We start from the raw sequence: 13882 nt of genomic DNA on the forward strand, positions 1-13882 counted from the left end.
ACGGTCCAGCCTGGGGCGGGCTGCCCGGGCGCATGGCACAGAACATGCACCTGAAGACGCTCAATCACTACGCGCCCGGCGCATCTGCCCCTCCCATGGACGCCCCGCTCACGCCCCTGCAGCCGCCCCTGCCGCCCGAAGCGGTAGCGGCCGCGCCCATGGCGGCCGAAGCGCCGCCGCTGCAGCGCATCATCAAGGTCAGGCGCGACTACAACAGCTGGGTGGCCAGCGAAACCATGGAAGACTACGCGCTGCGCTTTACGCCGCAGCGTTTTCGCAAGTGGTCGGAATGGCGGGTCGCCAACACCGCCTTTGGCGCGGCCTCTTTTTTGATCCTGGAAGCGGTGGGCGCCACCTTGCTGGTCAAGTACGGCTTCACCAATGCCTTCTGGGCCATCGTCGCCACCGGCCTCATCATCTTCCTGGCCGGCTTGCCCATCAGCATTTACGCGGCTCGCTACGGCGTGGACATGGACTTGCTGACGCGCGGCGCCGGCTTCGGCTACATAGGCTCCACGCTGACCTCGCTGATCTACGCCTCTTTCACCTTCATCTTTTTTGCGCTGGAGGCGGCCGTCATGGCCTATGCGCTGGACCTGGCCCTGGGCATCCCGCCCAGCTGGGGCTATCTGGTCTGCGCGCTGGTGGTGATTCCGCTGGTCACCCACGGCGTGTCCGTGATCTCGCGCCTGCAGGTCTGGACCCAGCCCTTATGGCTGGTCATGCTGGTCGTGCCCTTTGTGTTTGTGCTGCTGCGCGATCCTGGTGCTTTTTCGGGCGTGCTGCACTATGGCGGTGAGAAGGGGGTGGGTGGCGAGTTTGATTTGCACCTGTTTGGTGCTGCCTTGACCGTGGGCATTGCGCTGATCACCCAGATGGGCGAGCAGGCCGACTATTTGCGCTTCATGCCGGTGCAGACGCCGGCCAGGCGCTGGCGCTGGTGGGGCGGCGTGCTGGCCGGCGGGCCGGGCTGGGTCTTCCTGGGCGTGGTGAAGATGCTGGGCGGCGCCTTCCTGGCCTACCTGGCGATCAGCAACATGGTGCCGCTGGACCGTGCGGTGGACCCCAACCAGATGTACCTCGCGGCCTATGAATACGTGTTCCCGCACTACGGCATGGCCGTGGCCGCCACCGCGCTCTTCGTGGTGGTGTCGCAGCTCAAGATCAATGTGACCAACGCCTATGCCGGCTCGCTGGCCTGGTCGAACTTTTTCTCGCGCATCACGCACAGCCACCCGGGCCGCGTGGTCTGGGTGGTGTTCAACACGCTGATCGCCTTCATGCTGATGGAGATGAACGTCTTCCAGGCGCTGGGCGACGTGCTGGGCCTGTACTCCAACATTGCCATCGCCTGGGTCATGGCCGTGGTGGCCGACCTGGTCATCAACAAGCCGCTGGGCCTGAGCCCGCCGGGCATAGAGTTCAAGCGCGCCCACCTCTATGACATCAACCCGGTCGGCGTGGGCGCCATGGCCCTGGCCTCGGCGCTGTCCATCACGGCGCACCTGGGGATGTATGGCGAAATGGCGCAGGCTTTTTCGGCGGTGATCGCCATGGGAACGGCCTTTGTGGCGGCGCCGCTGATCGCCTGGGCCACCAAGGGCCGTTACTACATTGCGCGTGGCCCGGCCGTGGCGCCCGGCGAAGGCGCTTACAAGCCTTATGCCTTGCAGCAATGCGTGATCTGCGAGCGCGCCTACGAAGGCCCGGACATGGCCCACTGCCCGGCCTACCAGGGGCCTATCTGCTCGCTGTGCTGCACGCTGGATGCGCGCTGCGGCGACCTGTGCAAGCCACACGCGAGCCTCTCGGCGCAATGGTCGGGCGCGCTGCGCTGGCTGCTGCCGCGCCGCGCCTGGCCTTACCTGGACACCGGCCTGGGCCACTTCCTGCTGCTGATGCTGATCATCGTGCCGCTGCTGGCCAGCGTGTTCGGCCTGCTGTACCACCAGGAAATCAGCGCGCTGTCGGACTTCACCCCCTCGGAGCCGGCCCTGAAGTCGGGCTTTCTGAAGGCCTATATGGCGCTGCTGGTGATCGCCGGCCTGGTCGCCTGGTGGCTGGTGCTGGCGCACAAGAGCCGGCAGGTGGCGCAGGAGGAATCGAACCGCCAGACGCATTTGCTGATGCGCGAGATCGAGTCGCACCGCCAGACCGACGAGGCGCTGCAGCAGGCCAAGCGCGTGGCCGAAGAGGCACGCCACCATGCCGACCAGGCCAACCAGGCCAAGAGCCGCTACATCAGCGCCATCAGCCACGAGCTGCGCACGCCGCTCAACAGCATCCTGGGTTATGCGCAACTCATGGGCGAGGACAGCGCAATACCGCCGCACCGCAAGCAGGCCGTCAGCGTCATCAAGCGCGGCGGCGAACACCTGCTGTCGCTGATCGAGGGCACGCTGGACATCGCCCGCATCGAGGCGGGCAAGCTCACGCTCAACGTCAAGCCCATGCATTTCGCCGATTGTGTGCACGAGATGGCCGGCATGTTCGAGCTGCAGGCAGCGGCCAAGGGCCTGGCCTTTCACTTCGAGGCCAGCGGCAACCTGCCCGAGCTGGTGCGCGCCGACGAAAAACGCGTGCGCCAGATCCTCATCAACCTGCTGGGCAATGCCATCAAGTTCACGGTGCAGGGGCAGGTGACTTTCCGGCTGCGCCATGCGCGCGAGATGGCCTACATCGACATCGAGGACACCGGCCCCGGCATGCGCGAGGCGGAACTCGCGCGCATCTTCGAGCCCTTCGCGCGCGGCGCTGCGGCCGGCCAGAGCGCCGAAGGCACGCCGGGCGCCGGCCTGGGCCTGACGATTGCCAAGATGCTGACCGACCTGATGGGCGGCGAGATGACGGTGGTCAGCACACCGGGCCAGGGCTCCATCTTCCGCATACGGCTGTTCCTGCCCGAGGTGCACTTGCCGGCGGGTGCCGCGAAAGAAGCCGCCGCCGCGCCGGTGCGGCGCCGGCCGAGCGGCTACGAGGGCGCGCGCCGCAACCTGCTGGTGGTCGACAACGAAGAGCCCGACCGCGAACTGCTGGTGCAGCTGCTGCAGCCCATGGGCTTTGAGCTGCGCACCGCCGCCAGCGGCCACGACTGCCTGGACCTGCTGGCCGCCGGCTACCAGCCCGACGTGATCTTCATGGACCTGGCCATGCCGGGCATAGACGGCTGGGAGACGCTGCGCCGCATTCGCGGCTCCGGCCATGAGGGCATACACCTGGCCATCGTCTCGGCCAATGCCTTTGACAAAGGCATGGAAAACGACGCCGGCATTCTTCCCGAGGACTTCATCCTCAAACCCGTGCGCCACACCGAACTGATCGCCTGGCTGGAGCGGCGCCTGTCGCTCGCCTGGCGTTATGACGATGCGGCGCAGGAAGAGGCCTTGCCCGCGGCCGCGCCCGAGCGGCGCGTGCTGCCCCACGCCCCGCAGCTGGCCGCGCTGCAGGAGGTGGTCAGCCTCGGTTTTTACCGCGGCATCATGAACATGCTGGCGGAGATAGAGCGGCAGCAGCCCGCCACCGCCGCATTCGTCGAAGACATGCGCGTGCTGGCGCGGCAGTTCCAGTTCGAGGCCATGGGCCGCCAGCTCGCCAACCAGGAGGCCAGCCATGAGCAGCGTGCTTGAAGATTCCCTCACCACACTGAACCCGCCGAGCCGCAGCCTGGACCGCACGCTGGACCGGGCCAACAGCGACGTTGTACTCATCGTGGACGACGTGCCCGACAACCTCTCGGTGCTGCACGACGCCCTCGATGAATCGGGCTACACCGTGCTGGTGGCCACCAGCGGCGAGGCTGCGCTGCAGCGCGCGCTGCAGGCCAGGCCCGATATCGTGCTGCTGGACGCGATGATGCCGGGCATGGACGGTTTTGAAGTCGCCAAGCGCCTGAAGGCCGCGGCCGAGACCGCCCACATTCCCATCATCTTCATGACGGGCCTGACCGAAACCGAGCACCTGGTGGCCGCGCTGGAGGCCGGCGGCGTCGACTACGTGACCAAGCCCATCAAACCCAAGGAAGTGATGGCGCGCATGGGCGTGCACCTGCAGGGCGCGCGCCGTGCCCGCCAGGAGGCGCGCCAGGCCGGCCAGGCGCGCAACGCGCTGGACGCCTTCGGGTATGCCAGCATCACGGTGCGCATGGGCGGCGCGGCCGACGGCCGGCTGATCTGGCAGACGCCGCTGGCGCGTGAGCTCCTGATGCGCTACTACGGTACCTCGGCGCCGCAAACGCCCGAGCCGGTGCTGGCCTGGCTGCGCAGCCACATCGCGGACGCCGAACGCCATGTCGAGCCGCCGCGCCTGGCGGTGGAAATGGGCCCGCGCCGGCTGACCTTCCGGCTGCACCAGCAGACCGGCGACGGCGGCGAAAGCGGCGACGCCTCCGGCCGGGGCGACTGGCTGATCGTGATGCGCGAGATTTCCGACGATGCGGTGGTGGAGGCCATGAGCCTGAGCTTCAAGCTCACGGCCCGCGAGGCCGAGGTGCTGTACTGGGTGGTCAAGGGCAAGACCAACCGCGACATCGGCGACATCCTGGGCTCCAGCCCGGCCACCGTGAAGAAGCACCTGGAACGGGTTTACGCCAAGCTGGGCGTGGAAACCCGCACCGCCGCCGCGGGCATGGCCATGAACCGGATCCGCCAGCTGCACCCGCAGTTTGAGGGCTGAGGAAGCCGGTCCAGCAGGGCAAAAGGCGCGATTTGCGCCGGGCGGTTACAATAGCAGCTTCGGTAAAGCATCAGCTTTTTACATCGAAACCTTTTCCCGACAGGTTTCCTTCTCAATAGCGGCGCTTCCCAGAGCCCGAATCCACAGTGTTTTCAGTGCCCATACAGCTCTGAACCCTCTCAGCACTGTTCCGTTTTTCCGGCGAGCACTCTTCCCGACAGTGCCCACGCATGGCTCAACCAGCCCAGCCCCTGACAAGGGCCAGGCGGGTGGACACCGAACACCCGCCGGCTTGCTCGCAAGCCGATTCTCCTTATTTATCAAGCCGGGACACATAACCCGGCACGGACTTTTTTATGAACGTAGATCACACCAAAATCGCGGTGGGCAAGTACCTTGTCTCACCACTGGCCAAGCAGCAAGGCGAAGGCTACGCTGCATCGGTCTCCATCCGCTCCGGCCGCGGCAGCGCCACGCACGACCGCGTGCTGCGCTTCAGCGGCCTCTTCGACAGCGCGGCCTCGGCCGTGCAATACGCGACGGAACACGCCCTGCGCTGGATCCACGAGCGCTCAACGCCGGCCTGCGCATAAGCCTTGCCAGCCCTGACAACAGACATCACGGACAACTTTTTCAATTCCCTAGGAGTTACATCATGGCCAAAGAAGAACTGATTGAAATGCATGGGCTGGTCGACGAAGTGTTGCCGGATTCGCGCTTTCGCGTCACGCTCGAGAACGGCCACAAGCTTGTGGCTTACACCTCGGGCAAGATGCGCAAAAACCATATCCGTATCCTGGCCGGCGACCAGGTGTCGCTGGAGCTCTCGCCCTACGACCTGAGCAAGGGCCGGATCACCTTCCGCCACATCGCGGGCCGCGGCCCCGGCCCGGCGCCGCGCCAGGCCCGCTAAACCGGCCTTCGCCGGCGAAAAAACACAAAGCCCGGCAGGTGGAGAGGAATCTCCGCCTGCCGGGCTTTGTCATTGGCGGTGTGTTTTCAGTGGCGGCCGGTTGCCATGTGCTCGGTCTTCCTGTTGATCAGCACCTCGGGCTCCTGGGCCTCGACCCAGCTCTCGTTGTTGAGCCCGGCCTTGAGCCGGTCGGTGTCCAGGTCATTTGTCCATTTGGCGACCACGATGGTGGCTACGCCGTTGCCTATCAGGTTGGTCAGCGCACGCGCCTCCGACATGAAGCGGTCTATGCCCAGGATCAGCGCCAGCCCCGCCACGGGCACGGTGCCCACGGCCGACAGCGTGGCGGCCAGCACGATGAAGCCGCTGCCCGTGATGCCGGCCGCGCCCTTGGAGGTCAGCAGCAGCACCGCCAGCAGCGTGAGCTCCTGCGTGAGCGTCATCGGCGTGTTGGTGGCCTGCGCGATGAACACCGCCGCCATCGTGAGGTAGATGGAGGTGCCGTCCAGGTTGAAGGAGTAGCCGGTCGGGATCACCAGGCCCACGGTGGTCTTTTTCGCGCCCAGGTTCTCCATCTTTTCCATCATGCGCGGCAGCACCGATTCGGATGACGAGGTGCCCAGCACGATCAGCAGCTCTTCCTTGATGTATTTGATGAACTTCCAGATGCTGAAGCCGTGCACGCGCGCGATGGCGCCCAGCACCACAAAGATGAAGATCAGGCAGGTGGCGTAGAAGGCGGCCATCAGCTTGCCCAGCGACACCAGGCTGTCCACGCCGTAAGCGCCTATGGTGAAGGCCATGGCGCCGAACGCGCCTACGGGCGCCACCTTCATGATGAAGCCGACGATGGTGAACAGCACGTGCGAGGTTTTTTCGACGAAGTCAAACACCAGCGTGCCGCGCCCGCCGAAGCGGTGCAGCGCGAAACCGAACATCACCGCGATCAGCAGCACCTGCAGGATCTCGCCCTTGGCGAAGGCGTCCACCACGGTGGTCGGGATGATGTTCATGATGAAGTCGGTGGTGCCGACCATCTTGCCGGGGCCGGTGTAGGCCGCGATGGCCTTGGTGTCCAGCGTGGATACATCGACATTCATGCCCTGGCCCGGCTTGAACACATTGACCAGCACCAGGCCTATGATCAGCGCGAAGGTGCTAACCACCTCAAAGTAAAGCAGCGCCAGGCCGCCGGTCTTGCCGACCTTCTTCATGTCCTCCATGCCGGCGATGCCGATCACGACGGTGCAGAAGATGATGGGCGCGATCATCATCTTGATGAGTTTGATGAAACCGTCGCCCAGCGGCTTCATGAGCTTGCCGGCATCGGGGTAGAAATGCCCCAGCAGCACGCCAGCGATGACCGCGCAGATGACCTGGAAATAGAGCGATTTGTAGAGGGGCGGCTTGCGCTTGCTTGTCTCTGTTGTCGTTGTTGTCATGGCCGGGACGCGCCAGGCTGCGCGCAGTGGTGATCGGGTCATCAAATATAGCCCCGCCACACGATTTGTCCATGTGGGAAACCACAGATCACAAACCTTTACGCGGCCGCCGCGCGCGGCCTGAAGAAAACTCAGCCGGCCGGCGTGCCGCTGCCGCCGCCCGTGGCTGGCGGGCGCGCCATCCAGGCGATCAGCGAGGATCGCATGGCTTCCTCCACCGACATGTCTATGGGCTGCACCCAGTCGGCCGGCACGAACACCGTGTAGCCGCCTATCATGTAACCCATGGGCAGATAGACCGCCACGCGATCACCGGGCAGGAAGCCGGGCCCCAGGTCGGTGAAGCTGCGGCGCGTGATCAGGCCGACGATTTCCATCGCGTGGCCGGGCATGCGCAGTATCACCACGCTTTGTTCGCCCTGCTTGCCCGAAGGCGAAAAGTAGTCGGCGAAGCTTTTGAGCGAGGAGTAGATGCTTTTGACGACCGGCAGGTTGGTGAAGGGCATCTCCGCGAAAGACAGCAGCGTGCGCACGCTGCGCTTGGACACCAGGTAGCCGATCACCAGGATGCTGAGCACGCCGAACACCAGGCCCAGGCCCGGGATGTAAAAGCTGCCGATCAGCGGCCGCAGAATCCACAGCGCCGCGGTCTCCATCCAGGCCAGGAAGATGTAGAGCAGGTAGACCGTCAGGGCCACCGGAAGGATGGTGATGAGGCCGCGAAAGAAATATTTGTAAAGGCTTTTCATGGGCTTTTCTATTCGTGCCTCCGCGCACGATGCGGGCCTGGCGATGCCTGCAATATAACCATTTCAGTTGACGCTCCACGCCGCGCGGCACCTGTCGGCTTTTTCCTACGTTTTTCGGGTACTAATCACCGCAGCTTGTCATATTTCCATGCTTAAACTGGCGGCATTGCGAACACCTGATATGAAAGCCCACGCAGCTGCAGAGACGACACCGGCCACGGGCCGGCGCACCTTTGCCCTTGTGCTTGAGCCATGCCTGCCGCCCCGGCCGTTTCAGCAGCCTTCGGCCCCTGCGCTGAAAGTTACGTTTGCACCCCTTGATATTTTTTTGCGGCGCTCCAAGCTGCGTCTGCAAGGCCACGTCCGGCCTGTCCGGATATTTTTGAGGATTCCTGTTTCATGAGCCACTCCACATTGGTCAACGCACAACTCAAAGTCCCCCTCCGTTCTTTGGCCCTCACCGTCGAGGAGCCCGCCCCCGGCGAATTCTGCTGGCGCATTCTTGAAAGCCGCGAAGACCCGCGGGTGTTTGAATCGATCTCCTGCTCCGACATCACCTTCGCGGCCTACGACACGGCCCTGGCCACCGGCTACGGCGAGCTGCAGCGACTGGTCGGCCCCGACCTTCAATACGGGCCGCGCAGCGAAGAAGACTTGCAGGCCGAGCTCTTCGTCGCGCCCGCAGCCAAGGCCGCCGAAGGCGGCAGCGACAAGCGCGGCTCCGTCAATGGCTTCAAGCCCGGCCCGGTGCCGGCATGAAGCGCGACCTGGAGGCCGACTATGCGGACCTGCGCGCCCGGCTGCAGGCCTTGCAGGCGGCCCCGGTCAAGGATTTCGCGAAGATAGACCAGCTCATCGACGAGCTTGAAAAACTCCAGCTCGCGATCAAGGCCGAACACGGCCTGCAGGGCAACAACCCCATCGAATAGCGGCGACCGCTCCAGGGGTAAGCAGCTGTTCCCGCATGTGCCATCCTGCATGCGCCTGTGAGGCGCGTAGCATTTTGTGACCTCGCTTGTCCTACACGGCGCGCTGTACCAGACCGACGAAACAGGCTCTGCTCCCTACCGTAAATTGAACCCAGTCGGCAATACGGCCGGCGATTTACCAACCCGATTGCCTGTGATGGGCATGACCTTAGGAGTACACCATGAGAGCATCGAAAACCCTGGCTTCCGCCGTCGCCGCAGCCGCCGTGGTTGGCGCCATTGGCCTGGCTTATGCCCAGGACACCAGCACCACCACGCCCGCCACGCCGGCAGACCAGACCATGCAGAACCAGGGCAGCACCAGCCCCAGCACCTCGCCTTCGACCAGCACGGACACCGCTGTCACGCCGACCGAGCGTCCCGCACAAGCTGACCGCAACTAAGCCAGGCCATTCATGCACCTGCGCATGAAATCGCTCCGGATCGCCTTGGCGGCCCGGAGCGTTTTATGTGGGATGCGACATTTTTTGATTTCTGTCCATGGCTGCCTCCCCGCCTGATGTTCAGCAGCGGCCCGCTGCTGAAGGACCGGCCCCGGCGCCGGTGGACACGCGGCATTCCGATATTCTTGACGGCATCAAGCAGGGCGTTCTCTGGGGCGCCGCGATCGCGGTGCTGGTCCTGCCGCTCTTCAGGCCTCACCCCGTGGCCCCGCCGGCGGCCGTCGGCCTTCAAGCCACGGCGCCCCCGCCCATGACGCCGCGCACGGCGGATTTCGGCGGCGAGCCGGCTTCAAACGAAGCCCGCGAAGTCGCCAACTGGGTCGTCAGCTCCGGCGACAACCGCAAACTCTTTTTTGTCATCCTCGACAAGATCAACACCAAGGTGTTTGTCTTCGAGCCCTCCGGCAAGCTGCGCAGCGCCACGCCGGTGTTGATAGGCGCGGCGCGCGGCGACGATTCGGTGGACGGCATAGGCGGGCGGCCCATCGCCCAGGTGCAGCCGCAGGAGCGCACCACGCCCGCGGGCCGTTTCGTCGCCGAACCCGGGCGCAACGCCACGGGCGAGGACGTGGTCTGGGTCGACTACGACGCGGCCGTGTCCATGCACCGCGTGCGCACGCTGGAGCCCAAGGAGCGCCGGCTCGAGCGCCTCGCCTCGCCGACCACCGAGGACAACCGCATCTCCTACGGCTGCATCAACATGCCGGTGGAGTTCTATGAAAACGTGCTCAAGCCCGCTTTCAACGCGAGTTACGGCGTGGTCTATGTGCTGCCCGAAGTCAAGCCGCTGGCCGAGGTGTTTCCGGCCGCGCATGAACTCGCCGTGAAGCAGGGCACGGTGCCCGCGGGCTGAGATTTCCCTTCGGCCATTCCCCCTCTCCTGATTTGTAACTTGTAACGGGCGCCAGCACGGCGTCCCGCTCGGTGTTGCGCGCAGGCATCTGCCGCGCCAAAAAATGCCGCCTCCGGCGACTGTTACATGCCCCCGCAAGTCCTTCCGTTAGGCTGCTAAAGCTGCTTCTTTCGGGCATTTTAAAAGGGTTCATTGCTATACAAGTCATAGCAAGTATCCGAGACGGTTCAGGGTTTCTCCGTTGAGCACAATTGCTTGCATCGCTAACATGGTGCAACCGTGCCGGGGCGCACTCAACAGACAGCGATCCCGGTTTTTTGGATGTGCGTTCGCGCACTTTTCAGCGCCACGCACAGGACCCCGGATGTTGTTCGCAGGCAGGAAACACGCAGCAAAAATCGCCTTCGCGACGGCCTTTGCCGTCCTTGCCGCGAGCCCCTTGTTTTCCTTCGCCGCGCCGCTGGCGCCCTACACCGACAGTGCCGCCGCGCCGGCCGCAAGTCCCGGCACCGGCATGGTGCTGGTCTCCGCCTCTCCCGATGCACGCCAGGCTTTGCGCTGGGTGGTGGATGCGCGCGACAACGGAGGCCTGCCCTTTGTGATCGTCGATAAAAAAGGCGGTCGCATCTTTGTGTTCGAGGCGGGCGGCCAGCTGCGCGGCACATCGCCCGCTTTGACGGGCCTGGCGCCCGGCGACCATGGCGTGCCCGGCATGGCGCAGCGCAGCGTGGCCAGCCTACGCGAGGATGAACGCACCACGCCCGCGGGCCGCTTTGTCTCCGAGCCCGGCCACAACCTGCAGGGTGAGGCCATTGTCTGGATCGACTATGCGGCCAAGCTCGCCATACACCGCCTGCGCCCGGCGCCGCCGGCCGAGCGCCGCGCGGAGCGCCTGGCCTCGGAAACACCCGACGACAACCGCATCTCCATGGGTTGTGTGGTGGTGCCGGTCCGCTTTTACGAAACCGTGGTCGGCCCTGTCCTGGGCAAAAGCCGCGGCATTGTCTACGTGCTGCCCGACACCCAGCCGCTGGCCAGCATGCTGGGTGCGCTGCAGCTCAGCCAGCGCTAGCCCTTCCCGGGCCGCAGCTCCCTGGCTGCTTTTGTAAGGTCCCTGCCTGCAAGCGGCTGCTTGCACAACTACACGCGCGTCAGCCATGCCCTACTTGCAGCGGGCCTGCAGGCTGGCATGGGCGGCACAGCGCGCTGCCTACATTGGACTTGTCTTCAATACTCTTTAGGAGAAACAGCATGCCCCTCATTGCCTGGCTACTAGGTGTCCCCCTCAGCGTGATCCTGATCCTGATGCTGCTGGGCGTGTTTTAGGCCCCGCAAGGTTGACGGCCTCGCGGCCGTTCAAACAAAAAGCCCGCATTCGCGGGCTTTTTGTTTACAGCGCGTCGGCGGCTTCCCTGCGCCGCGCGCGCACGCGCGTCACCTTCCACCAGCCCGGCAGCAGGCTTTGTATTTCGGGCCGGGTAAAGCGGTCGTCTATCAGGTAGACCACGCCGCGGTCGGAGGTCGTGCGTATCACCCGGCCGGCCGCCTGCACCACTTTCTGCAAGCCGGGGTAGAGGTAGGTGTAGTCATAGCTCTGCGCCGCGCCGAAGTTGGCGCCCATGCGCTCGCGGATCTGCTCGTTCACCGCATTGACCTGGGGCAGGCCCAGGGTCGCGATGAAAGCGCCTATCAGTCGCTCGCCCGGCAGGTCTATGCCTTCGGCAAACGAGCCGCCCAGCACGGCAAAGCCTATGCCTTGCGAGGCCGGCGTGAAGCGCGCGAGGAAGGCGTCACGCGCGGCTTCTTCCATGCCGCGCGTCTGCTCCCACACCGGAATCTGCGGGTAGCGCTGGCGGAACAGCGTGACCAGCTTTTGCAGGTAGTCGTAGCTGCTGAAAAACGCCAGGTAGTTGCCGGGCCGGCCCTCATATTGCCGTGCCATCAGGTCGACGATGGGCGAGAGCGAATCGTCCCGGTGCTGAAAACGGGTGGAAACATCGCTGACCACCGAGACCCGCAGCTGCTCGGCCAGGAAGGGTGACTCGACTTCGGTCCACACCGTGCCGGCCGGCAGGCCCAGCGTGTCGGCGTAATAGTTCTGCGGGCTCAGCGTGGCCGAAAACAGCGCCGCCGACTGCGCGGCCGCAAAGCGCGGCGCCAGAAAGGGCGCGGGCACCACGTTGCGGATGTTGAGCAGCGCCAGCGGCTGGCCCAGTGCCTGGCCGAATGCGCCCGGCCCGCTATCGGTTTGCAGCGTCACGTCGAACAGCGAATGCTCGCCAAAGGCCTCGGCCATGCGCGAGAAGTGCAGGGCCTCGAAATAAAAGTCCTGCAGCTCGCCGTCCATGCGCGTCGGATTGGCCAGCAGGAAATCGGTGACCTGGGTCAGGGCCTGGCCCAGGGTCTTGAGGAAGGGTGCGGGCAGCTCGGCATGCACCTCGTAGGGCTCGCTCTGCGCCTGCTGCAGCTCCTGCAGGCCGCGGTTGAGCCGCTCCAGCGCGCCGCGCACGGCGCGCGGCGCGCCGGCATGCACCTGCTGCAGCTGCGCCTGGCTCAGCGTGGCCGAGTACATTTTTCGTGCGCGTTCCACCAGGTTGTGCGCCTCGTCCACCAGCACGCCCACGCGCCACTGGTTGCCCTGGGCCTGGCCGTGCAGCAGCGCGCTGGTGTCGAAGTAATAGTTGTAGTCGCCCACCACCACGTCCGACCAGGTCACCAGTTCCTGGCTCAGGTAGTAAGGGCAGACGTGGTGGTCCAGCGCCAGTTCGCGCAGCGCGGCCTTGTCCAGCGGGCCGTGCGCGGCGGCGTGCTTCACGGCGGCACTGCGCGCCTGCGGCAGTCGGTCATAAAAGCCCTTCGCCAGCGGGCAGGCGTCGCCGTGGCAGGCCTTGCCCGGGTGTTCGCAGGCCTTGTCGCGCGCCACCAGTTCCAGCACGCGCAGCGGCAAGGACTGGCTGCTGCCCTTGATGCGGTCCAGCGCGTCCAGCGCCAGCCGGCGCCCCGGGGTTTTGGCAGCCAGGAAGAACAGCTTGTCGAGCTGCTTTTTCGGCACCGCTTTGAGCAGCGGAAACACCGTGCCTATGGTCTTGCCTATGCCCGTGGGCGCCTGCGCCATCAGGCAGCTGCCGGCCTGCGCGGTTTTGTAGACGGCCTCGGCCAATTCGCGCTGGCCGGGCCGGAAGGAGGGGTGGGGAAACGCCAGCGCCGTGAGCGCCGCATCGCGCGCCTGGCGGTGCGCCAGTTCCTGCTCGGCCCAGGCCAGGAAACGTTCGCACTGCGCCTCAAAATAGTCCTTGAGCGCAGCGGCCGTGAAGTGCTCGGTCAGCGGCGTTTCCTGCGCGCTGGCCACGTCGAAATAGACCAGCGTCAGGTTGATGTCTTGAAGCTTCCTGTCCTGGCACAGCAGCCAGCCGTAAATCTTGAGCTGCGCCCAGTGCAGGTGGCGGCGGTTGTCGGCCATGGCGTGCAGGTCGCCCCTGTAGGTCTTGACCTCTTCGAGCTGGTTTTGCTCGGGGTCGTAGCCGTCGGCGCGGCCGCGCACCGTGAGCGCCTTGTAGTCGCCCTCCAGGCTGACTTCGGCCTGGTAGGACTCCCCACGGCGCGACGCGACCAGCGCATGGCCGGCCATGCCTTCCTGGGCCGAAGGCGAGGGTGTAAAGCGCAGGTCCAGGTCGCCATGCTTGGCAGTGAACTCGCACAGGGCCCTGACGGCCACAAGGTATTTCAATCGGGGTGTGCTCTCTGGATGGAGGGGGAAGCGGGCGGGGCAGGGCTTCATGGTAGCGCAGCCGCCCGCCGCGGAGATTGTTCCCTCTGCGGAAA

12 protein-coding genes are annotated in these 13882 nt (G+C 65.2%); 9 read left to right on the plus strand and 3 right to left on the minus strand.

The genetic code is table 11. The features are described 5' to 3' along the window. Positions 1 to 95 precede the first annotated feature (95 nt). The 4 genes from BLQ85_RS10770 to infA all read left to right on the plus strand — a co-directional run bounded on the left by BLQ85_RS10770 (position 96) and on the right by infA (position 5584). Positions 96 to 3626 carry a hybrid sensor histidine kinase/response regulator gene (locus BLQ85_RS10770; RefSeq protein WP_074576683.1) on the plus strand — a complete coding sequence of 1177 codons (3531 nt, stop codon included), beginning with the start codon at positions 96 to 98 and terminating at the stop codon, positions 3624 to 3626. Beyond that, complete coding sequence (locus BLQ85_RS10775; protein ID WP_074576685.1) at positions 3610 to 4671, plus strand: response regulator transcription factor; 1062 nt, start codon at positions 3610 to 3612, stop codon at positions 4669 to 4671. The genes BLQ85_RS10770 and BLQ85_RS10775 overlap by 17 nt, the downstream gene beginning before the upstream one ends. 356 nt (positions 4672 to 5027) lie before the next feature. Next, positions 5028 to 5264, plus strand: a complete 237-nt coding sequence (locus BLQ85_RS10780; RefSeq protein ID WP_074576687.1) for a hypothetical protein — start codon at positions 5028 to 5030, stop codon at positions 5262 to 5264. 62 nt (positions 5265 to 5326) lie between these two features. Further along, positions 5327 to 5584 carry a translation initiation factor IF-1 gene (infA, locus tag BLQ85_RS10785; RefSeq protein ID WP_007874777.1) on the plus strand — a complete coding sequence of 86 codons (258 nt, stop codon included), beginning with the start codon at positions 5327 to 5329 and terminating at the stop codon, positions 5582 to 5584. An 86-nt stretch (positions 5585 to 5670) separates the two neighbouring features. Here the strand turns inward: infA and BLQ85_RS10790 are convergent, their stop codons facing one another. Together BLQ85_RS10790 and BLQ85_RS10795 are read right to left on the minus strand one after the other, a co-directional pair. Further along, positions 5671 to 7026 (minus strand): dicarboxylate/amino acid:cation symporter, encoded by a 1356-nt coding sequence (locus BLQ85_RS10790; protein ID WP_074576863.1) that lies wholly within the window; start codon positions 7024 to 7026, stop codon positions 5671 to 5673. A gap of 131 nt (positions 7027 to 7157) precedes the next feature. After that, entirely contained in the window at positions 7158 to 7775 is a 618-nt protein-coding gene (locus BLQ85_RS10795) for a DUF502 domain-containing protein (RefSeq protein WP_074576689.1), read from the minus strand. Between the two features lie 399 nt (positions 7776 to 8174). Between BLQ85_RS10795 and BLQ85_RS10800 the strand changes: the two genes are divergently transcribed. The 5 genes from BLQ85_RS10800 to BLQ85_RS10810 all read left to right on the plus strand — a co-directional run bounded on the left by BLQ85_RS10800 (position 8175) and on the right by BLQ85_RS10810 (position 11132). Next, a complete protein-coding gene (locus tag BLQ85_RS10800; protein WP_074576691.1) occupies positions 8175 to 8534 on the plus strand; it encodes a hypothetical protein in 360 nt (119 codons plus the stop codon). Continuing rightward, the gene (locus tag BLQ85_RS24580) at positions 8531 to 8704 is read left to right on the plus strand and encodes a hypothetical protein (protein ID WP_175456095.1); all 174 of its coding nucleotides are present in this window, start codon (positions 8531 to 8533) and stop codon (positions 8702 to 8704) included. Before BLQ85_RS10800 ends, BLQ85_RS24580 begins: the two co-directional genes overlap by 4 nt. Positions 8705 to 8925: 221 nt before the next feature. Continuing rightward, positions 8926 to 9147, plus strand: a complete 222-nt coding sequence (locus BLQ85_RS24235) for a hypothetical protein (RefSeq protein ID WP_139200939.1) — start codon at positions 8926 to 8928, stop codon at positions 9145 to 9147. Between the two features lie 97 nt (positions 9148 to 9244). Then, the gene (locus tag BLQ85_RS10805; protein ID WP_074576693.1) at positions 9245 to 10060 is read left to right on the plus strand and encodes a hypothetical protein; all 816 of its coding nucleotides are present in this window, start codon (positions 9245 to 9247) and stop codon (positions 10058 to 10060) included. 364 nt (positions 10061 to 10424) lie between these two features. Beyond that, the gene (locus BLQ85_RS10810) at positions 10425 to 11132 is read left to right on the plus strand and encodes a hypothetical protein (RefSeq protein WP_083336815.1); all 708 of its coding nucleotides are present in this window, start codon (positions 10425 to 10427) and stop codon (positions 11130 to 11132) included. A 318-nt stretch (positions 11133 to 11450) separates the two neighbouring features. Here the strand turns inward: BLQ85_RS10810 and BLQ85_RS10815 are convergent, their stop codons facing one another. Continuing rightward, positions 11451 to 13787, minus strand: a complete 2337-nt coding sequence (locus BLQ85_RS10815; RefSeq protein WP_074576695.1) for an ATP-dependent DNA helicase — start codon at positions 13785 to 13787, stop codon at positions 11451 to 11453. Positions 13788 to 13882 lie beyond the last annotated feature (95 nt).

The sequence above is a fragment of the Polaromonas sp. JS666 genome (assembly GCF_900103405.1).
Classification (GTDB): Bacteria; Pseudomonadota; Gammaproteobacteria; order Burkholderiales; family Burkholderiaceae_C; genus Polaromonas.